Genomic DNA, 19932 nt, shown 5'->3' on the forward strand with positions numbered 1-19932 from the left:
CACACCCATCATCCGATGGCCTGCGGAACCAACTGAACACGGAACGAAATCACCCGGCTCTATTTCCGGGTGGTCTCGTCATCGGGGACCGCTCAATCCTGAAGCCACAGCACCTCGGCGGCGAGGTACTCGAAGATGACTATCCGTACTCTAACGGCATCTTCGTCAACATCAACGGTGTAGCGATACCTGCCCTCTTGCACGACAATCCACCCATTGATCAGGTCAGTTCTCTGGATGACTCGACCAAACAACCTTGATCCGACCTCAGGGAGCAAAGTTCGTGAAAATCCTTCGAACTCGGCGCGCTGAGAAGGCATCAACGCTTCAAGTGCGACAAAGACCATAGCGTCCGGTTTATTCGTCACCCAAAGGCCATGCTCGAACAGTGCATGACTGCGCGAGTTCTTCACGAGAACATTATCTATCCGCTGTTCCTCGGGAGACCACAAGGGTGCCCCAGTTTCAGGTAGAGTCTTCGCGCGTGCGTTTGCAATGCGCGCCCGCAGTTTTGGACTTCTTTCGAGAATCTTCCGGACTCGTTCGTCAACCTGATCTTCCACTTCGGCTGATCCGGCAAGCACGCATCCCAGGAAGGTGAACAGATACTCTTCATCGATGGAAAAACCCAGATTGCACTGTTTGCAAGTAGGGATTGTCGGAAGTTCGAGCGGGTAGGGATGCCGCAGAAAAACCTTCGAAGGCACGTGATCGACGGTTCGCGTGTCATCCCATAAGGGTGTTGCGCAATGCGGGCAAGTCTCCGATAGCAACGTGAGGGTTCGCTCGTCTAGGAACTCCGGAACGTAGCGCATGAGGCAGGACAGTACTCCGAATGCCTCCTGCCGCTGGGTGCATCCAACCTTCTCATGCATGCAGGTAAGGTCGCGTGGTTCCCACGGGGTAACTAGTTTGCGGCGCGGTGCGTGCCACTCGAACCGTAAACCTGCCGATACTTCCGAACGTCCGCCAGCGTCCGCCAAAGTTCACGGATAACACTGCGGCACTTGATATCTCGGCTGCCATCGACGCGCGAAGTGCGTGGTTGTTCGGTGAGGGCGGTGAACGTTTGTAGTCGGAAAGTAGTCGACACGGTCGTTTGCCCGGACCGGCTTGGTTACCTGGCCCCCCGGACGGCGGTGACAATGCGGCTTGCGGCTTGTTCCGGGGGTTCGTGCTCCCAGACCCTCAACACTGTCCACCCCGCGTCCTCGAGGAGGGCGTTCGTCCGTGAGTCTCGTTCTTGGTTCGCGCTGATCTTGTTCGACCAGAATTCCGCATTCGTTCGAGAGGGTCGGTGGTGTTCGGGGCAGCCGTGCCAGAAACAGCCGTCGATGAACACGGCTACTTTGGCTCGGGTGAAGACGAGGTCGGCGCGCATGCGTCGGTTTCCCGTCATGGGTGGGTAGTCGACGCGGTATCGCAGTCCCGCAGCGTGGACGATACGCCGGATGGCTAGCTCGGGGCGGGTGTCACGGCGCCGGTTGGCGCGCATCACCGATCGGACTGATTCGGTAGATGCCCAGCTCGCACCCATTTTTTCAGTTTCGACCATGACTATTCCCGATCTTGTGGGACCTCACGGATAGGATGCCCGGCATGCGGAGTGTAGAGCTGTTCGCGGGAGGTGGCGGGTTGGCCCTGGGGTCACACCTAGCGGGTTTCACGACCGAGGTCGTCGCCGAGTGGGCCAAGTGGGCATGTGACACTCTCCGTGAGAACAGGGAGGCGGGGCATCCCCTGGTACAGGGTATCGACGTCCGCGAAGGCGATGTCCGCGACGTCGATTGGTCCGCGATCCCTAACGGGGTTGACATTGTGACCGGTGGTCCGCCGTGCCAGCCGTTCAGCGCAGGTGGGAAGGCGCGTGCTGCCGATGATGCGCGCGACATGTTCCCTGCTACCGCCGAGGTGATTCGGCAACTGCGGCCTCGCGCCTTCATTGTGGAAAATGTCCGCGGGCTCACACGGCCTGCGTTCGCCGACTACTACTCCTATATCCAGCTACGGCTAGCGCATCCTGAGTTGGTCAGTCGCGATGGTGAAGCCTGGGATGAGCATTTCGCGCGGCTGCAAGCTGAGCACACCTCGATCAGATCGGACCTCCAATACAAGGTGCTGCCTACGTTGGTCAACGCGGCCGACTACGGGGTTCCCCAGCAGAGGTGGCGAGTGTTCTTCGTTGGCTTCCGATCCGACGTCGACGCCGAGTGGTCATTCCCGAAAGCTACGCACTCTGCCGCCGCGCTGCGCTACTCGCAGGAGCACGGGTCGTACTGGGATCGACACAAGGTAGCTAAGAAGCACCGCACCACCACTGCTCGGCAGTCCGGCTTGTTCGCGAGCCCGCTTCAGCCATGGAGAACGGTTAGGGATGCGCTCGAGGGCCTGCCGGAACCCACTCGAGATGGCAGCACCAAGTTCCTGAATCATGTGCTCCAACCGGGTGCACGCTCGTATCCGGGGCACACCGGTTCGTACATCGATCAGCCATCGAAGGCGCTCAAGGCCGGAGTGCACGGGGTACCCGGCGGAGAGAACATGCTCCGGGATGTCGACGGTTCCGTTCGATACTTCACGGTCCGGGAGGCGGCGCGATTGCAGACGTTTCCCGACCGCTACCGGTTGCATGGACCTTGGGGTGAGGCGATGCGGCAGTTGGGTAACGCGGTGCCGGTCTTGCTGGCCGAGAAGGTCGCGCTCTCGGTCCGCGAGCACCTCGAACTGGCAACTGTCCGTGGGCATGTGAAGCAGGCGAGGGACCGCCGAAGTAAAGTTCCCGCGTGACTACACCGTTCAACCCGCTCGATATGGAAAACCTCGCGCAGTCGGTGGTTAGCAGGATGGAGGAGACAGAGGCGACACCGCTGGGTGAGCTGTCTCCTTTCCTCGGTGCAGGCGTGTACGAGATCTATTACCGGGGTCCGTTCAATGCCTACGAGCCTCTCTCCAAGCACAATCAGGAGGCGTGGACTGCCCCGATCTATGTCGGCAAGGCGGTACCGGCAGGCGGCCGACGAGGGCTTGAGACACTCAATCACGACAGCTCGAACGCACTGTTCAAACGGATCCGCGAACACGCGAACAGCATTCGCGCGGCCCAGAATCTCGACATCAACGATTTCGCCGTCCGCTGGCTTGTCGTTCAGGACATATGGATCGCGCTTGGTGAGTCCGCGCTCATCCGCCGGTACACACCGGTATGGAACTCGCTGCTCGACGGTTTCGGCAACCACGATCCAGGTAGCGGACGTATCAACGGTGTAAGAACCCGATGGGATACCCTTCACCCTGGCCGACCCTTCGCCCCTAAATTCCCCGCACGAGACGAAACTCCGGCGCAGATCGAGCAGGACGTCATCGAATATTTGAGGAGTCGCCTGTAGCCTGCGGCGACTTCTCGTCCGGCGACTTCCCTTCCCCTGCTTCCTCGGAGTGGCCATCCCTGAGCTGAGGGAGGTCATGTCAAGGGTGTTCCTTTCCCTTGACACGACCGCGTGAGGCCAGACAATCGAGCCATGAGGAGGCAGGGGTATGCCACCTGTCCGTCTAACTCGGAGAAGGCCCATTCCAGCTGCGATCGAGCGTCGTGACCACCAGTCAGCCCCGGGGCGCACCGAATGATGCTGTTCTCAACTCATCGAACGTTGGAGGGTGGACGCTGATCCTGTCAGTCGCTCTTGAGGACCTCGGCCCAACATTCAGAACAGATCGATGTGCCATCGTCGCCCCCCTGAGTGGTCGGCTGGTCGCAGCGACTACACCGGTCGACCTCCGGGTACCCAGCCGACATCCTGCAGCTGAAGCAACCCCAATGCGGCGCTACGTATCCATCGCAGTTGAGCGAGCCAGCATCGCCGGGATCCTCGCCCAAGTCCTCGATGCCCTGGACCATCGCCAACTCGCCACAACTTAGGCACTCGTGGACCGGCCACTCCTCCCCGCCCTTAACAGTCCTGTACTGGTTCGTGCCGAGAACTTCAGAGACGTATTCCGCAGCGGCTATCTCGCCGTCGGCTGGGTTCCACAGACAGAACGCGCAACGGATCGGGTCACGCTCTGTGAAGCTGACTGCCCTTCTGTCGCAGCGTGGGCATGTAAGGCACCTCTCAATCGCTCGAATGTTGGCCGCCACACTCTTCTCGCGTTCGACAACGAAATCGTTGATCTCGCCAACCACTGCGGTGAGATCCTCAATGAAGTCCTCGACCAGATTCGCTGTTCGACCGGGTGCGCTGTCACGGAACTCGGAGCCGAGGAACCAGAGCACAAAGTCAAGTCCACGGCCGTACGCCACCGTGACACTGATGGGCAACGGCCCCTGACTCAGGGTGAAGTGCACTGCTCTATTGCGCAGTTTGCTGACCTGCTCGACCCGTCCGTCGTACCCGTTTGCCTTGAAATCGACGCCGACTTCCTCTGCTAGGTACTTCACTGCTGAAGTCGGGGTGATCGTGAACGCCGTCCCGGCGAGCAGTTCACGTTCGAGCTGCTCCTCCGACTTCTTCGCACGGTCGGCGCAGATGAGCGTCCAGTCATGTCGCAGGACTCGCGCCTTGAGCAGGACTTCAACTCCCACTGCGAGATCGACAATCGCGAATTCGGCATCCCGGTTGCATGGGGAGCCCTCTATGCCCTCAACCGACCGACGCAAGAACGCCAGAGCGTTCTCGGTGAGAGCTTGCTCAAGCTCATTAACCTTGCTCGGCTCCATCGCGCATCTCCGATTGTGTGGTACCAAACCCAGAACTGAGTGAATCTAGTCCGTGGAACCCCGCTCCTGCCAACAGATTTACAAAGCTGGCCGGGCGCTTCACAGCAGTTGTCGGTGGCGGGACCACAGCCAGGCCCCACGAGCGGTGTCGGCGGATTTGTGGGCGGGTCGCGGGAGAGTAAGTCGGGGATGGCTCATGGAGTGCCCAGCACTGTCGGGTGAATGAAGAAGTGGCGAGTTTGAGCAGTCCGCGTGCTGCCACGTCGCCGAAGCGGATGCCAGAACACGCGAAGAGGAACAATGTGCCCCGGCGGCACTTTGCGCCGCCGGGGCGCTCTTGATCGAGGTATAGCGAGATTCGGCAGCTGCAGACATTGTTGACCTGATAGCACAGTTGGCGCGCTTCACGTACCGTTGTGCGCGGATCCTCCGAATGACAGCGGCGCGATGTGGGATATACCGCGTGACCTCCGCTCTCGATATGTGGTGGGGCTGTATCACGGACAGGGCCTATCGAGACAGCGGCGGCGTAGACTGCGACAACCGTCTGGTTGACCTGGTCCTCCGGTGGTGCTCAATGTTCGAGCCGCACGTATGTCCCTGGGCGAGCATTCAAGATCAGCAGGTCGCTGTACGACAGCAAGGTATTTTGCTTATTTGGTCGTGGCTGAGCAGCATATTGCGAGGTCAGCACACTGTCCAGAGTGTTTGATCTCATAATCCATTGGTCGCGGGTTCGAGCCCCGCCCGCCCCACAAATAGCCTCTGATCAGCGGAAACGCTGAAATCGACAGCCGAGTTTGCCCAGAACAGCACGCCGACCTCGAACGCACCCTCGCCGACCAGATCATCACCACCCGCAATCAGCTGAACACCACCGTTCGATCGTTCCTCCACCGCGTCCAGAAACTTCCCGGCCACTGCCGCAGTGAGGTCTTGGTCGATTCGGCGGTGCAGCCATGCGTGTCACCCCGCCGCGAACGAGCCCGCAGCGTGGCTGCCCGGCTAGGAGTGCCTGGTGGGGCAGAGTTTCCGGAACCCGGTCGAGCAAGGCGGACGCGCTGATTCATCAACAAGGCGCATGGCTGGGGTCGTTGCCTCGGCCGGGTCCCGGTCAACCCAGTGACGAAGGCGATACCGACTTGGCAGGGGTGTTCCGAGGCCGGATGCTGGGCCGTTACCAGCTTGGGCAGGGATCGCGACTATTCGCTCGGAGGCATGGATCGCGTCTCGAGAGCTCGCCGATGACATGTGGGCCCCCGGATTGAGCCTCGCCCGACGAGGCGCGGGGCTGTTCTCGCTTCAGGTAACTCGGCAGTCCACGCCCTTGTCTCGACGCCACGCTGTATCCTCGTCCCGCTCGGGGATATCGCAATTCGTTGCTGCACAACGGGTTCGACTCGCCGAGTGCGCCGACACCAGGACAGCGTCGGCACCCGATCGGTACATCGCTGATCGGGGGTTACAAAGGAGCAGACTGTGATCGACAGCCACCAAGAATTCTTCGATGGCCTCGACTTTTTCGATGAACAGCACTGTACGCGACTCGATGACGAACTGAAGTGGGCACGCGAGCAGTGCCCGGTCGTGCATACGAACTTCGGCGGCGGGATGCACGTTGTGACGCGCTACGCGGACTTGCGGACGGTCGCAGTACATCCCGAGGTGTTCAGCTCGGCGCAACCCGGAATCATGGAGGTGCCGGTCGCGCTTCCACCACTCGATCTCGATCCACCGCTACACGGGGAGTTCCGCGGCTTTCTGAACAATCGCCTCTCCCGCGCCGCGCTGGCGCGCTACCAGCCGATTCTCGAGCAGCTCGCGGACGAGTTGATCGATGGTTTCGTCCAGGACGGCGAGGTCGAGTTCATCAGCCGGTTCGCCATTCCCTTCACCGCTGGGACACTGGCGAAGGTGGTGCTCGACGATGACAACGAGGAGCGGCTGCGACGCGGGGTCGAGGCGGTGACGGCCGTATCGTCACAGGGCACGCCCGAGAGCTTCGCCGCGGTCGCGGAGTTGGCCACGGAATTGATGGCTGCCCGCGAGAGCGACCGGCGTGACGACTTCCTGCAGTCCGTCGTCGAGGCGACGGTGGCGGGCGGACGGCCGTTGACACAGGAAGAGCGGCTGGGATTGGTCACCGTGCTACTCCTCGGTGGTCTGGACACCACTCGCGGGACACTGGCCTACATCGGTCGATTTCTGGCCGAGCAACCAGATTTGGAAACGCGCCTGCGCGAACCGAATTGGGCCAACCGCACATTGGACGAGTTGCTGCGCCTCACCTCGACGGTGTCGGTGATGGGCCGGGTTGTGGTGCAGGACAACGACCTGCTCGGTATCCCCCTGGTCAAGGGCGACCGGGTCGCCGTGCACTGGCGCTCGGGCAACCGTGATGCCGCCAAGTTCGACAATCCCGACCAACTAGACCTCGACCGCTTCCCCAACCCACACATGGCCTTCGGAGTCGGTATCCACCGCTGTGTGGGGCAGCATATGGCCCGGCTGCAACTGGAGATCGGGGTCAACCGCCTGCTTGCCCGGCTGACGAACTTCCGGATCGCGCCCGGAACGTCGATCCGCTCGGCTGTCGGTGTCAGCATCGGCGCACCCGAGAAACTCCACCTGCAATTCGACCGGGTCTCATGACCGTGCCAGAATCGCCGCGGCCCAGCGGAACCTGCCCGGTAGCCCACGGCGCACCCGACGGCATCGTCGGCCCACGCGTTCCGTTATATGCCCCGGAGTTCGCCGCGGATCCGCATCGCGCGTACGACGAAATGCGCAAGCGATACGGCTCTCTGGTGCCGGTGGACCTCGCGCCGGGTGTGCCGGCCACCCTGGTGATCCGCTATCACACCGCGGTGCGGATCCTCAACGACCCTGAACACTTTTCGGCCGATCCGCGGACGTGGCAGAAGAACGTCCCCGCCGACTGCCCTGTCCTGCCGATCATCGGGTGGCGTCCCACCGCAAGCAAGAACACCGGAATCGACTATTTACGCTATCGGCAGGCGATCACGTCGAGTATCGACGGAGCCGATCTGCATGCGCTGCACGCCATCGTGGGGCAGATCGCCATCCCGCACATCAACAGTTTTTGCGAGGATGGTAGCGCAGACATCATCAGCCAGTACGCCTTTCCGGTGGCCTTCGAGGCCGTCAATTCCCAGCTGGGCTGCCCTCCGGAAATAGGTCAGCGAGCCGCGACGGCGCTGGCTGCTGTATTCGAGGGCGTCGATGCCGAAGCGGGAAACGCAATGCTCTCCGAAGCATTGATCGAACTGGTCACGTCCAAGCGAGCCGATCCTGGCAACGACATCACCTCGCGGTTGGTACAGCATCCGGCCGAGCTCGACGATGTGGAGGTCCTCAACCAGATTGTGGGCATCTATGCCGGCGCGTGCGAACTGCAATTGAACCTCATCGCCAACGCCCTGCTGCTGATCCTCACCGACGAGCGGTTCGCGGGCGGCATCCTCGGCGGGAGCCTGTCCACCCGCGACGCGCTCGACGAGGTGCTTTTCAACGACCCACCGCTGGCGAATCTCTGCGTCACCTTCCCCAGGCAACCGCTCCTCGTCGACGACGTGTGGCTGCCCGCACATCAGCCGGTCGTCATCAGCATGTCCGGATGCAACAACGACCCCGAGATTCGCACCGATAGTCTCGTTGGTAATCGCTCGCATCTGGCCTGGGGTTTGGGGCCACATGCCTGCCCCGCGCGGTCGATGTCCTACCTGATCGCACAGGACGCGATCGATCAGCTTCTGGATGCGCTGCCCGAGCTACGGCTGGCAGGGGAGATAACCTGGCGGCCCGGACCCATCCACCGGGCCTTGGCGGGCCTGCCGGTCCAGTTTCCGCCCTCTCCTCCGTTCACCGTGTTGTAGCCGAGTTTCGGCCGGGGCTGCAGTCCTGGAACGTGGAATCCCAGCGCGGTTTGTTCGGGGCTGCGGATCGTGGCGGGATCGTGGTCGGCCCAGGGTTGCGCCCCGTCCGGGGCCGGCGCGTCGAGCCTCGAGGACATCAGCGTGATACTCGACCGTACGCGGCACTTGGCGGACATTGCCGGTGCGGCCCTGGTACTGCCCGTGATACGAGGCAGTACCAGGGTCTGGCTCGGGCGCTGACCGCAGCGAATGCAGGTGGAATCGCGGCAGCGGAGTTCGGCGGCCGAAGTCGCTGGATACTGGGCGTGGCTGGAAAATGCCACCGTCCATGTGAATATCTCGAATATCGACACGAAATTACATGGTTGAAGCGTATAGCTTGTGTGTGGAGCCTGGAAGTAGGCGCGGACGTGGCCGGGAAGTTTCTGGACGCGGTGTAAGAACGAGCGGACGGCGGTGTTCAGCTGGATGCGAACGCAACGGAAAGCTACGGTGACCGATATGAAGCATAGCCGGCCGATGGTATCGGTGATAGTTCCCGTCTACAACCTCGAGAGCTATTTGGAATCGGCCCTTGACAGCATTGTAAATCAAACGATCGTATTCGAGAACAGCATCGAGTTGATATTGATCAATGATGGTAGTACGGATAGTTCCGATGAAATATGTCAAAACGCCAAGAAAAGATATCCGGACAACGTCGCATACTTCAAACAGGAACATCGCGGGGTGAGCGTCGCTCGAAACGTTGGTCTCGATCGGGCGAGCGGGAAGTACGTCAACTTCTTCGATGGCGACGATGCATGGTCGAGAGATGCATTCAGCGCATCTGTCGATTTTCTGGACCGTCATCATGACGAGGTCGACCTTGTCGCATCGAAGATAAAGTTCTTCGATGCTCAAACCGGTGAACATCGAAACAACTACAAATTTCACAAGACCAGAGTGTTGAAATTATCGTCGGAGCCCGATAGTCCCCTATTTCATGTCACTACCTGCATTTTCAGGAGGCAGGCACTCGAAGGGTTGAAATTCGATGCCAGACTGAAAATAACCGAAGATGGCAAATTTCTGAGCGAATTCCTCCTGAGAAAAAAGGCTTACGGCGTCCTATCGGAGACGGTCTACTACTACCGAAAGAGACGTGATAGCAGCTCTGCCACAGGCGGAAAACTGAGCGACAAAGAATACTACACCACAGTACCGAGAGTGGCGTACCTGTGCATGCTCGATGAATGGCGAGACAAATCTGGTCACATCGAGAGATTCATGCAGTGTCAAATATTGAGTGACATAGCTTGGCGCATCAGGCAGTCCGGGCAAAGTGTCCTCGACCCGGGTGAAGAGCTGGCCTACAAGGATTTGATCAAAGAAATTGTGCGCAAAATAGATAATCGAGTAATTCTGAGCAAGCGGAATCTGCATCCTCGATACAAGATCTTCCTTCTCGGAATGAAGCAATGCTCGGAATGTCGCGACGGCTTGCTCGTGTCCAACAGGCTGCAGCAATCAGGAATTTTCCTGGATTTCGTTCACCGTCGCGGTCATGATGAATACAGAGTCGAATGCTATATGGAAGGCGGAATGGGCGAGGGCGGCAGACTCGTCCTCGAAACTTCGATGGGGGTATTCATCCTGAGGGAAACAGGTCATACGCAGCCGAAGGAGTCTTTTCTCGGCGAGGAGCTGGGCGGCGGTCGCAGCTTCGAAGCGATAATTCACGCAGGCGAAAAGGATGAAATATCAGCGAAATTCGTAGCTGGAGACGGCAGCGAAGATGCAATTCCTGTTCACGTGAATCGACACCGCACACCGGCGCAGCCGCACGGCTGTGCGCACTGTGTAGTGCGCTGTCAGCAGAAAATCTCCGAGGAGAACGGCGGCCGACTCACGGCAGAAGCAGCCGCAGCAGGCGCCGCCACCGTCGCTCCCGCACGGTCCACACTCGGCGACAACGTGCACGCCTGGCCACGCACCTGCTCCAACGGCACCGACCGAACCGGGTGCCCCGTGAGACGACATCAACCCGCCCACGGGCTTTGCTGACGGTCACGACCATGGATGCTGACGGTGACGCAATCGACCAACCACGACCGCACTAGAGCTATGTGCCCGACTTGCAGAGTGCAGAGAATCGTCCACGTCCACACGTGCCGATAGCCAGTTCCGGAAAGAACGCCGCCGCCAGTAGATGCAGAACCACCCGCGGCGGGAACACCCGGACTTCTGGCCAGTGAATCATCCGGGTCGATTCCATAACCGCCTCGACGATCTCGACCAGGCCATCCTGGTCAATTCGCTCGGGCACGCCGGCGCGAAAGAGTGTGGGGGCAGGGCTGATTCACGTCAATCGGACACCGTGAACTCCAGCTCGAGGGATTGTCTCGGCGGACGTACCTTCTCTGCGGGAGTTCTGGTATTTCTATGTCCCGACACGTCAACTTCACGCCTGGTCGCTAGGCCTGACTGAGCGGTATTGCCGCTGATTCCAGATCGGAGCAACCATGGCCAAGGGTCAGCATCATCCTGCCCGCCCTGTGGGAGATCATGAGTTTCAACGACTTCATACAGACCGGGCCGCTGTGAATGGCCGTCAGCGCCGGCTCGTCGTAATCCAGCCATGCGCCTGATCATCGGTACGTATCGCAAACGCACCTATATCGAGCGGGCTCTCGCCTCGATCGACGAGCACGTGCACGGTGTGAGCGACCTTGTGTTCGTCGACGACTCCGGCGATGCCGGTCACCATGGCTGGCTCGCCCAGCACGGCAGGGTGGTGGACGTCGGCCGCCGCGGTTACAGCGCGGCGATGCGCGCTGTCTGCGCTGCCGCGGAAGGCCAGCAGTTCGCGTTCTGGGAAGAAGACTTCACCGCGATTGTCGACATCGACCCGGAGGCCATGGCCGAGATCCTCTACCAGCGCCCCTATCTTGCTGGAGTGGCCTTGCTGCGGCAACCATGGCGCCGGATCGAGCACGAGTACGGCGGCCTCGTCGAGGCATTGGAAGCTCAGGGACACAAATTCCGCAACGTCGATGGCGTCCTCGAGCAGACCGCGACCTTCACCTGCAACCCATCCGTATGGCGCGCCTCGGTTGCCGCGGATGGCTGGCCTGCCGGTAGCCGGTCCGAGGACCGCAAGCGTGATCTACTAAACCGTGACGGATACCGTTCGGATTCCTGCCGGGGGTCAGACTTCATCATGACGGAGTGCGTTCCGGGTTCGACTATTGACGTGAGGATCCCGTTGCGTCCCGCATCCGACCAGTTGCCGCGTTCGAGATCATGATCGCGGAATTAAACATGAGGTTCGCCGCCGGAGATGCGTCCGTTGCGAAGGATCACCGCGGCGACGACTTCGAGATGTCCAGGTTCCAGCACGCCGAACTCAGCGTGCAGGTACACGGAGAGTGGATCGCGGTGTGGGATCGGCTACTCGACTAGCGGCATGTCCGGAGGTGGCGGGGAAGATCCGCACCGAGGTCGCCGCGGAACGGGATCGCGTACCGCGGGAGTCTTCCTGCGCGGGGTCGGGCGGTCGCGATGAGCGGTCACGATCCAGATGGGCAAGCAGTTCGGTCTCCCGACCTGGTCGTGGGGTTTGGCGCCACAGCACGTGCGCGGCGCGCGACGGGTAGCGCCCGAGTCGTGAGTACGAGGGCCAGATTCTGCGATCACGGGGGCGTTGAAGGCGCGGGATCGACCACAAGAGAGGAGTCGGTCGATCTCGAGGTCTGCGTACTCGGAGTACGTATCGAGCAGGTTCCGCGGATGATCCTGGTCCCGCGTCGCCAGGTGGATCGGGACTAGTGCAGCGGTGCCCCGGTGGCGACTGTTTCGAGTTCGGCCAGTGTTTCCTGGATGTATTCGACCAGGCTGCGGCGGGATAGCGCTTCGGCCCAGGTGGTGTAGGCGATTTTGAAGACTGCGATGGCGGCTTCGGCGGTGAGGCTTGCGGCGGGTTCGGGGATGCCGCGCTGGCGCAGCGCTGCGGCGCTGCTGGCCGCGAGTGCGGCCAGCTTGGTCAGTTCCCGTTCTTGCAGCGCGGGATTCGCCGCGATCACGGATTGACGTTGTTGGGCGAGCTCGCCGAACGTGGGATTCGGTCTGTGGTGGTGGGACTGCCGCCGACAGTGCACGGCGCAGGTGACCACGGATTCGTCCGTCGAATCGTTGAGATCGCACGGGAGAAGGGCGCGTCCGGCTATGTCGGCGATGGCGCGAATGCCTGGTCGGCCGTGCATCGCGAGGACGCCGCGCGGCTGTTTCGACTCGCGGTGGACAAGGCGGAGGCTGGAACGGTGTTACACGCGGTCGCCGATGCCGGCGTGGCGACCCGCGATATCGCCGAGGCCGTCGCCCGCCAACTCGGCGTGCCGACCACCTCGATCGACCCCGCCGACGCGGCCGCCCACTTCGGTTGGCTGAGCATGATGTGGGCCATGCCGATGACCGGCGACGGTGGTCCCGCCGCCGCGACAATGGGCTGGGCGCCCAGCGGCCCCACACTGCTTGAGGACCTGGCCGAACGTCACTACTTCCACGACTGAGTCGGGGTCGCACGGTGCCGTCTCCCGCTATGTCCGGTCATCGGAATCCAGCTGGCGGCACCGGGACGGTGCCGCCACCGATCAAGACCACCCTGACCTCGCATAACTGAGACTCGTGGGCGAGAAGTCCGCCCCAAATCGCCTGCAACATAGGAATCTCGGGCGCCCTTCAAGGCGCTGTGGCGGCGAACTCGTGGCGGAGACATGCGCGCACCGGCACTCGCTGCTGTAGGCGAGTCGCAAATTTGCTCTTGGATTTCGTTGGTGACCAACAGGTTTCGTCTGACATGGGCGATTACCACCGGCGCCCCATGTGTCGAGTCCTTACGGGCGAACGCGGATGGTCGTCTTTCCCTTGATCCGCTCGGTCGGATTGAACGCCGCAACGGCATCATCGAGGGTCGCGACGTTGCCGATGACCGTTCGCAGACGTCGGTCCCGCACCCGCTGGACAACCTCACTCGGTTGGGCGCGATCGGACACGACGACGAAGTCGATCGCCAGGCCGTCCGCGGGACGCGCCTCCGGCGGGCCGGCGATCGTCACCAACGTTCCTCCGGCTCGAACCAGCCTTGCCGACCGGTTCCCGATGTCACCGCCGATCACATCGAACACCAGATCGACTCCGCCGACGGCTTCCAGCGATGCGTTGTCGAGGTCGACGAACTCCTTCGCGCCGAAGTCGAGTGCCATCTGACGATCGGCAGCGCGTCCGGTACCGATCACGTAAGCGCCGGCCGCATGCGCAAACTGGGTGACCATCGATCCGACGCCGCGGGCCGCACCGTGCACCAGCACGCTCTGCCCCGCCTGAAGGCGACCGTGCTCGAACAGTCCCTGCCAAGCGGTCAGACCCGAGGTCGGCAGGCTCGCGCCCACCGTGAGATCGACGTCTCCCGGCAGCGGCGTGAGGTTGCGCGCCTCGACGGCCGCGTACTCCGCCAGTGTGCCGTCGCGATTCCAGTCGGGGAACATCGACGAGAAGAATCCCCGCTGAGCAGTTACCGTAGAAGTTACTCGCATGCGCGATACCGGCGACTTTGAAGGCCCGCGCGACGGCGAACGCCCAGGCCGATTCGCGCTGCCGCCGGGCCGGATTCCGTGCCACTGCTCCTCGCACCCCTGGCCGTGCGGGGACCTCGACCGGCAGGAGTGCGCCCATATCCGGGCCGTGACCTGTTCGTGACATTTGGGTACCCGGCTGGGCCGTAGGCGGGTAGCGTCCGGACGTGCGACAGCCTCCGGCGGCAAGGGCGCCGCCGGGGCTGTTGTCCAGCTTGTTACACCCCATGGTTGTTACACCCCATGGCCCGACTCAGCCTGTGCCAGCTCGGCCCGCAGATTGCTGTAGACGGTCTCGCGGCTGACACCGAACTCCCTGGCCAGCACCGACTTCCGCTTACCCGCCGCAGCGCGCTCGCGCAGCCGATCGGCCTGCTCACCGGTCAGCGTAGGTTCGCGGCCGGTGAAGGCCCCGCGGGTCTCAGCCGCGGCGATGCTCTCGCGGTGGCGCTCAACGATCAGGGCGCGCTCGAACTCGGCGCAGGCGCCCATCGTCGACAGCAGCAGCGTCGCGATGGGCGAGTCAGGCTTTCCTTGACGATTCCACCCGCACGCCCTTGTGGGTCAGCGCACCCACCGTCCCCGGTCCCGGAACTGGTCGCCGGCATCCTGTTGGCGTGGAACCGCGCCAACAGGAACACCGCGACCAACCGCAACTCGCGCTGGCTATTCCCCGGACCGGCGCGCCGGACAACCCATCCACCTGACACCTTCGGTGGTCTGATCTTCGGTATTCCTCCGGTGGCGTTGTCGATTGGATGCGTCGAGCCGATTTCATGATGGGAGCCGGCCCGGCACTCCGACCGGCGGGCCCGCTGAGCTGCGCACCTGTGCACGACCCCCACCGCCGTCGTCGCTGCCGCGCCGGGGGTCGCCACGCGAGTGGTCGGTGTCGTGCCCGGTGCAGGCCGCGTCCACGCGATACCATTCCGCCCCGTGCTGCCTACTGGAACCGCGATCCGTGTGACCTGCGCTATCCTGCTGGCGCTCGCCGCTCCGGCGGCCTCGGCTCAGACATTGGCCTCGGCGGACGTCGATGTCGCAGTATGTGGAACGGCGCTGTCCCGGGACGAGCTGCGGACGATCGCCGACCTCTCGGATACGACCACCCTCGCCGGAGATTCCTTGCACCGGTCGGAAACCGCTGTCGATCGGCTGCACCGGATCGCCGAAATTCTGGTGTCGCACCGCGATCGACGTGGCCTGTTTCCACTGGGCTGGGATGCCGTCGAGCAGGTGGCCGTGATGCCGCTGCAGCGCGACCCCGCCGCCTTCGCAGACCGCGACTTCGCGCACGCCCTCGGTCTCGAATTGCTGCGCCGCATCCTGGTCAACCTGCATGCCGAATTCACCGGCGGCAGTGCCGAACCACAGTGGGCGCACTATTTCGAGCTGGCGCGGCAGTGCGAAATCTCCGGCGCTCGCGTGGCAATGGCCGGATACAACGCCCAATACACCGTCGATCTCGCGTATTCCGTTGCCGCTGTCGCCACCAGGCCGGAGAACGCGCCCGATTACTTCAAGATCATCGACGCTGTCTCCTCCACCGGCGAGCTCGTCATCGACCGGACCAAACAGGTCTACAACGCCGACTTCGGCCCGCTGTGGCGTTTTTACTTCGTCGGCGAGGGACTGGACCTGTTGGTGGGCAAGGGCGTCGCGACGACAGCGATGCGACGCGCCGTCGACCTCGGCTACAGCGTCATCGTTTTCGACAATGGCCTTGCCCTACAGGATCCTGGGGTGCGTGCCGCGAAGGAATCGGAGATCCGGGCACTGTACGCCATCACCGAATCGGCCTTCGACATGCTGACTCGGCTTCATGCGCTGTGAGTTTCGTCAGTCACTCTTCGTCGGGACGCCGGTGATATCGCCGAGGATCCCGGGCATGCTGTAGGCCGGGCCACTCGACGATCTCGTCAGCGCCGGCGTACTTCACCATCGGATCGAACCGGGCCGGTTCAGGTCGCCCGAACTCGGGGGCGTCACGGTGGGCGGCGAACAAGGCGTTTGCCCGATACGCCTCGGCGATCTCGGCGGCGGTCATGAGGCAACGAGCCAGCGCTAAAAGTGGTTGGCGAGCGCGCTGAATTACCCGCACGTCACCGACATGGGAATCCCGTCGTCGGCAGCATCTTTCACAAGCGAGGAAAGACTTTTCCTGGAACTTGAGCCTGCGACAATTACGCCGCAGCACGGCACACTACTTAGTTCTGGTGCTACAACAGACGAATACGGCGGCGCAGTTTCCCACCGCTCAGCGGACTCATCGGTCGGGGTGCCGGGGCCGGCTCCCATCATCGAAATCGGCTTGACGCATCCATTCGACAACGTCACCGGATGAACACCGAAATCGGCGACGATCTGCTCCCGAGCCACCCCGTTCGCACGGTTACGGGCGACCCGGACCGCATTGTCGCAGAACTCCTGCATACGGGTTGGTAAACGTCCTTTCAGGCCCCCATCGTCATTGCTGACGCCTTGTGGATGCCGGGTTGGTGAATTCGATCTGGCTTGCCGGGAGCGCATCCCACTTCTATCCTTACGGGCAGAGGGGCAGACCCTGCGGAGTCGAGATGATCTACGACAATCTGCTCACGTGGACAGCGCGGGCGCCGATCACCAGCGGATTGCGTCAGGGCGATACATTGACGCCCTACGCCGCTTTGGTCGAGCGGATCGGCCGTCTTGCGGCCGGCTTGATTGAACGTGGCATCAAAAGTGGCGATCCCGTCGCTCTGCTGATTCCGAACTCACCCGATCTATTCGTCACTGCCCACGCACTATTCGCCATAGGCGCCATCGCGATGCCGCTGAGCGCGACGGCCACGCGATCCGAACTCGCCGCGCTCGCGCAAAAGGCCGGACCCAAGTCCGTCATCTCGACTCCTGGCGCTGCCGCTGCTGCCGAGACACTGATCTCAGAGGCAGCCCCCGGCATTCCCTTGTTCCTTACGAGCGCCCTACCCGAAGGAAGTGCAACAGCCAGGCTGCCGAAACTGCCTGGCAACACAACGGCGCTCTACCTCTTCTCCTCCGGCTCGACTGGGTTGCCCAAGGTGGTGCCGCACACCCATGCCGAGTTCATCGCTGATGGGGAACGAGCCAGCACGGCGTGGGACCTGCAGCCCGACGATATCGTCCTCGATATGTTGCCGGGCAACTTCGCGTTGGGTTTCCTACTGGGCGCCACGGACGCCGTCGCCGCCGGTGCGACGACGCTCTACTGGAGCGATCCGCTGCCGCTGGCGCTTTCGCGCAAGCGGTTGCTCGACACCATGGTCCGCGAACGCGTCACCTTCATGGGTGCCGTTCCGGCAATGTATGAAATCATCGTCGGCCAAGCCGGCAGTTTCGATCTCAGGCTGCGCTCGGCCTTCTCGGGTGGCGTCGCGCTGAAGCGGCCGATCTTCGAAGCGGTGCGCGAGCGGCTCGGTATCACACTTCGTCAGGATTACGGCTCGACCGAAGCCGGCATGTTCTCGCATAACAACTCCGTCGATCCCGACGCAACCTGGGCCTCGGTGGGCAAGCCGGCCGGCGACGCCAGGGTTCGCATCGCTGCGTTCGAGAGCGAACTCGGTCCATCCGTCGGCGAGATGGAAGTAAAATCGTCGTCGCTCATGCAGGGCTATCTCGGTGACGACGTGGCCAATGCTCAGGCGTTCGATGAGGGCTGGTTCCGGACTGGCGATCTTGCCTCGCTCGATGAAGAAGGTCGCATTTTCATCCGTGGCCGCAGCAAACTGCTGATCGAGGTATCAGGCTACAAGATCGACCCCATCGAGGTGGAGGAGACGCTCATGACCTTGCCCGCCGTCGCCGAGGCCGCGGTGGCGGGTCTCCCTGACAAGCGCAACACCAATCGGCTGATCGCGTTTGTCGTCAAAGGGGCACATGTGTCGGCCGATGAATTGATTCGTTATGCCCGCGAGAGGCTATCCATTCAGAAGGTCCCGGCCGAGATCGCGTTCGTCGACGCACTGCCGCACAGCCCGGCCGGCAAGGTTCTGCGCGCGCGGCTACGCGAGCTCTAGGCGGGCTGAGCCGCTCGTTGCGAAACGTAGGTCGCCAAGGTCCTAGGCGATTCGAACAGATCTTCCCGTATGTCCGTGTCCGGGATGCTGATCTCGAATCGCTCCTCGAGGAAATGCACCAGTTTTACCAAATTGATCGAGTCCAGCACGCCCGTCTCGAGCAAAGGGGTCTCGCGATCGACCGGCGCTCCGCCGGTCTCGGCCACCATGGCGGAGATATACTCGACTGTCATTTTTTCGATATCATTCATCGCTCGAGTCCTTATATAGTTGGGATGCCAGCCCTTTCATCGCGACCTGAAATGGTAGTCGAAAAATCGGAGGATGGCTTGGGTGAAACCCGCCCGCTGGGCGAACAGGAACAACTGCTCAACAAGTTGCATGCCCGTGGCGGGCTGATCGCCATGCAGGCGCTGCACGTGCGCGGCCGCCTCGATCCGGCGCTGGTGAAGCGCGCGCTCACCTGGCTACAGGCCCAGCACCCGATGCTTCGCGCGCACATCCGATACGGCAAGATTGTCTGGCACCTGCCGCCGGTCGCCTATCGCCAGCCATGGTTCGACACCGAGGGCACGACGGAAATCCCGTTGCAGGTATTCGACAGCGCCGACCCGGACGCCTGGCGCAAGGTTTTTGCCGCCGAGATCCGTACACCGATCCCGAACGGCAATCATCCGCGCTTACGGGTAACGATAGTGCGGCAGTCGCCCGACGCCGATCTCAACCACATCGTAATCTGCGCCGATCACGCGACTCTCGACGCCCGGTCCGCCAATATGTTCGCTCGCCAGCTTCTCGAATTTCTCGCTGATCCAGCGGTTGCTCAACAAGAACCCCCGATGGACACCACCCTGCCCCCACCGATCGAGGCCGGTCTGCCCAACACGTCCGGCAGTGGCAAGGCGACAACCTATACACCAGCCATTCGACTACCCAAGCAGAAGGTACCCGATCCGAAGAAAGAAACGCGCGTACTGGCGCGTCATCTCGACTCCACCATAACGACACCGCTCGACGATGCCATCAAAGCCAATAGAACCACGCTTCACGGTGCGATAACGGCAGCCTTCCTGCTCGCCATGCGCGAGCGGTACCGGCTCGACGCGATGACCGTGCTGACGACGGTCGACCTGCGTCGCCTCTGCGAACCCGCGCTGCCGCACGAGATCTACGGTTGCTATATCGACATACTGCGTACCAAGCATTCGATAACCGACGACTTCTGGTCCACGGCCCGCGATGCCTCGTTCAAGGTGATCACCGCGCTGGCCAAGAATAAGGAGTCCGCCTCGATCCTGAAGTTTCCGAAGTGGGAAGTATATCGATACGAAGCGGGCCCAACGATCCGCAACAAGCGGCGCATCGACGGACTTGCTGTTACCACAGCAGGCGAATCCGGCCTTCAGGACAGTTACGGCACCTACACGCTCGAGGACGTCACCAGGGCCATCTCGATCGACATGTTCGGGCCGTCACTGACTGTGATCGCCAACGAGCGGCTCGGTGGCCTCGATCTCAGCGTCGTGTACACGGCAATTGCGATGAGCGAGGACGAGGTACGGTGGCTCACCGACAACGCGGTGGCCCGGCTCGAAAGTGCTGGATGAGAACCGCCGATTACCGCGATGCCGCCGCTGTCGTCCTTGGTGACCACGATGGTCGGGTCGGCTGGG

General features: G+C 62.1%; 20 protein-coding genes. 11 read left to right on the forward strand and 9 right to left on the reverse strand.

All coding sequences use genetic code 11. The features are described from left to right. Positions 1-92: 92 nt before the first annotated feature. Complete coding sequence (locus tag AB0B25_RS26395) at positions 93-707, reverse strand: hypothetical protein (RefSeq protein WP_357184686.1); 615 nt, start codon at positions 705-707, stop codon at positions 93-95. 410 nt (positions 708-1117) lie between these two features. Next, positions 1118-1555: a very short patch repair endonuclease gene (locus AB0B25_RS26400; RefSeq protein WP_357184689.1), complete on the reverse strand. Its 438-nt coding sequence runs from the start codon at positions 1553-1555 to the stop codon at positions 1118-1120. A gap of 44 nt (positions 1556-1599) precedes the next feature. Between AB0B25_RS26400 and AB0B25_RS26405 the strand changes: the two genes are divergently transcribed. Together AB0B25_RS26405 and AB0B25_RS26410 are read left to right on the forward strand one after the other, a co-directional pair. After that, on the forward strand, positions 1600-2787 hold the full coding sequence (locus tag AB0B25_RS26405; protein WP_357184691.1) for a DNA cytosine methyltransferase: 1188 nt from the start codon (positions 1600-1602) through the stop codon (positions 2785-2787). Then, positions 2784-3386 carry an Eco29kI family restriction endonuclease gene (locus AB0B25_RS26410; RefSeq protein ID WP_357184694.1) on the forward strand — a complete coding sequence of 201 codons (603 nt, stop codon included), beginning with the start codon at positions 2784-2786 and terminating at the stop codon, positions 3384-3386. The genes AB0B25_RS26405 and AB0B25_RS26410 overlap by 4 nt, the downstream gene beginning before the upstream one ends. 284 nt (positions 3387-3670) lie before the next feature. Here AB0B25_RS26410 and AB0B25_RS26415 read toward each other — a convergent pair whose 3' ends face one another. After that, complete coding sequence (locus tag AB0B25_RS26415; protein WP_357184697.1) at positions 3671-4714, reverse strand: hypothetical protein; 1044 nt, start codon at positions 4712-4714, stop codon at positions 3671-3673. Positions 4715-5428: 714 nt separating this feature from the next. Beyond that, complete coding sequence (locus tag AB0B25_RS26420) at positions 5429-5635, reverse strand: hypothetical protein (RefSeq protein WP_357184700.1); 207 nt, start codon at positions 5633-5635, stop codon at positions 5429-5431. A 558-nt stretch (positions 5636-6193) separates the two neighbouring features. On the opposite strand from AB0B25_RS26420, the gene AB0B25_RS26425 reads away from it, so the two are divergent. The 5 genes from AB0B25_RS26425 (at position 6194) to AB0B25_RS26445 (ending at position 12054) form a co-directional block, all read left to right on the forward strand. After that, the gene (locus AB0B25_RS26425; protein ID WP_357184703.1) at positions 6194-7366 is read left to right on the forward strand and encodes a cytochrome P450; all 1173 of its coding nucleotides are present in this window, start codon (positions 6194-6196) and stop codon (positions 7364-7366) included. Further along, positions 7363-8610: a cytochrome P450 gene (locus tag AB0B25_RS26430; protein WP_357184706.1), complete on the forward strand. Its 1248-nt coding sequence runs from the start codon at positions 7363-7365 to the stop codon at positions 8608-8610. Before AB0B25_RS26425 ends, AB0B25_RS26430 begins: the two co-directional genes overlap by 4 nt. 501 nt (positions 8611-9111) lie before the next feature. Next, positions 9112-10656: a glycosyltransferase family 2 protein gene (locus AB0B25_RS26435; RefSeq protein ID WP_357184826.1), complete on the forward strand. Its 1545-nt coding sequence runs from the start codon at positions 9112-9114 to the stop codon at positions 10654-10656. Between the two features lie 574 nt (positions 10657-11230). Beyond that, entirely contained in the window at positions 11231-11899 is a 669-nt protein-coding gene (locus AB0B25_RS26440) for a hypothetical protein (RefSeq protein WP_357184709.1), read from the forward strand. 14 nt (positions 11900-11913) lie between these two features. Further along, complete coding sequence (locus AB0B25_RS26445; protein WP_357184712.1) at positions 11914-12054, forward strand: hypothetical protein; 141 nt, start codon at positions 11914-11916, stop codon at positions 12052-12054. Positions 12055-12416: 362 nt separating this feature from the next. Here AB0B25_RS26445 and AB0B25_RS26450 read toward each other — a convergent pair whose 3' ends face one another. Further along, positions 12417-12674 (reverse strand): hypothetical protein, encoded by a 258-nt coding sequence (locus tag AB0B25_RS26450; RefSeq protein ID WP_357184715.1) that lies wholly within the window; start codon positions 12672-12674, stop codon positions 12417-12419. Between the two features lie 45 nt (positions 12675-12719). On the opposite strand from AB0B25_RS26450, the gene AB0B25_RS26455 reads away from it, so the two are divergent. Next, positions 12720-13160, forward strand: coding sequence for a hypothetical protein (locus AB0B25_RS26455; protein WP_357184718.1), 441 nt, complete (start codon positions 12720-12722; stop codon positions 13158-13160). A gap of 324 nt (positions 13161-13484) precedes the next feature. On the opposite strand, the gene AB0B25_RS26460 is transcribed toward AB0B25_RS26455, so the two are convergent. Further along, the gene (locus AB0B25_RS26460; protein ID WP_357184721.1) at positions 13485-14183 is read right to left on the reverse strand and encodes an NADP-dependent oxidoreductase; all 699 of its coding nucleotides are present in this window, start codon (positions 14181-14183) and stop codon (positions 13485-13487) included. Positions 14184-14456: 273 nt separating this feature from the next. Further along, positions 14457-14714: a recombinase family protein gene (locus AB0B25_RS26465; RefSeq protein WP_357184723.1), complete on the reverse strand. Its 258-nt coding sequence runs from the start codon at positions 14712-14714 to the stop codon at positions 14457-14459. Between the two features lie 444 nt (positions 14715-15158). Here AB0B25_RS26465 and AB0B25_RS26470 point away from each other — a divergent pair, with 444 nt between their 5' ends. Continuing rightward, positions 15159-16055 carry a DUF5995 family protein gene (locus AB0B25_RS26470; protein WP_357184725.1) on the forward strand — a complete coding sequence of 299 codons (897 nt, stop codon included), beginning with the start codon at positions 15159-15161 and terminating at the stop codon, positions 16053-16055. Between the two features lie 10 nt (positions 16056-16065). Here the strand turns inward: AB0B25_RS26470 and AB0B25_RS26475 are convergent, their stop codons facing one another. After that, positions 16066-16269: a hypothetical protein gene (locus AB0B25_RS26475; protein WP_357184727.1), complete on the reverse strand. Its 204-nt coding sequence runs from the start codon at positions 16267-16269 to the stop codon at positions 16066-16068. Positions 16270-16798: 529 nt separating this feature from the next. On the opposite strand from AB0B25_RS26475, the gene AB0B25_RS26480 reads away from it, so the two are divergent. Then, positions 16799-18259, forward strand: coding sequence for a class I adenylate-forming enzyme family protein (locus AB0B25_RS26480; RefSeq protein WP_357184729.1), 1461 nt, complete (start codon positions 16799-16801; stop codon positions 18257-18259). Here the strand turns inward: AB0B25_RS26480 and AB0B25_RS26485 are convergent. Beyond that, positions 18256-18492, reverse strand: a complete 237-nt coding sequence (locus tag AB0B25_RS26485) for an acyl carrier protein (RefSeq protein ID WP_357184731.1) — start codon at positions 18490-18492, stop codon at positions 18256-18258. The genes AB0B25_RS26480 and AB0B25_RS26485 overlap by 4 nt on opposite strands. Before the next feature lie 42 nt (positions 18493-18534). On the opposite strand from AB0B25_RS26485, the gene AB0B25_RS26490 reads away from it, so the two are divergent. Beyond that, positions 18535-19866 carry a hypothetical protein gene (locus AB0B25_RS26490; RefSeq protein WP_357184734.1) on the forward strand — a complete coding sequence of 444 codons (1332 nt, stop codon included), beginning with the start codon at positions 18535-18537 and terminating at the stop codon, positions 19864-19866. Positions 19867-19932: the final 66 nt, after the last annotated feature.

This window comes from Nocardia sp. NPDC049190 (assembly GCF_040648115.1).
In the GTDB taxonomy this organism is placed as follows: domain Bacteria; phylum Actinomycetota; class Actinomycetes; order Mycobacteriales; family Mycobacteriaceae; genus Nocardia.

Excerpts from the sequence above, each read along its gene's own strand:
- AB0B25_RS26400 (WP_357184689.1), bottom strand. The coding sequence starts at position 1,555 with ATGGTCGAAACTGAAAAAATGGGTGCGAGCTGGGCATCTACCGAATCA.
- AB0B25_RS26405 (WP_357184691.1), top strand. The coding sequence starts at position 1,600 with ATGCGGAGTGTAGAGCTGTTCGCGGGAGGTGGCGGGTTGGCCCTGGGG.
- AB0B25_RS26415 (WP_357184697.1), bottom strand. The coding sequence starts at position 4,714 with ATGGAGCCGAGCAAGGTTAATGAGCTTGAGCAAGCTCTCACCGAGAAC.
- AB0B25_RS26430 (WP_357184706.1), top strand. The coding sequence starts at position 7,363 with ATGACCGTGCCAGAATCGCCGCGGCCCAGCGGAACCTGCCCGGTAGCC.
- AB0B25_RS26435 (WP_357184826.1), top strand. The coding sequence starts at position 9,112 with ATGAAGCATAGCCGGCCGATGGTATCGGTGATAGTTCCCGTCTACAAC.
- AB0B25_RS26440 (WP_357184709.1), top strand. The coding sequence starts at position 11,231 with ATGCGCCTGATCATCGGTACGTATCGCAAACGCACCTATATCGAGCGG.
- AB0B25_RS26445 (WP_357184712.1), top strand. The coding sequence starts at position 11,914 with ATGAGGTTCGCCGCCGGAGATGCGTCCGTTGCGAAGGATCACCGCGGC.
- AB0B25_RS26460 (WP_357184721.1), bottom strand. The coding sequence starts at position 14,183 with ATGCGAGTAACTTCTACGGTAACTGCTCAGCGGGGATTCTTCTCGTCG.
- AB0B25_RS26465 (WP_357184723.1), bottom strand. The coding sequence starts at position 14,714 with ATGGGCGCCTGCGCCGAGTTCGAGCGCGCCCTGATCGTTGAGCGCCAC.
- AB0B25_RS26475 (WP_357184727.1), bottom strand. The coding sequence starts at position 16,269 with ATGACCGCCGCCGAGATCGCCGAGGCGTATCGGGCAAACGCCTTGTTC.
- AB0B25_RS26480 (WP_357184729.1), top strand. The coding sequence starts at position 16,799 with ATGATCTACGACAATCTGCTCACGTGGACAGCGCGGGCGCCGATCACC.
- AB0B25_RS26485 (WP_357184731.1), bottom strand. The coding sequence starts at position 18,492 with ATGACAGTCGAGTATATCTCCGCCATGGTGGCCGAGACCGGCGGAGCG.
- AB0B25_RS26490 (WP_357184734.1), top strand. The coding sequence starts at position 18,535 with ATGCCAGCCCTTTCATCGCGACCTGAAATGGTAGTCGAAAAATCGGAG.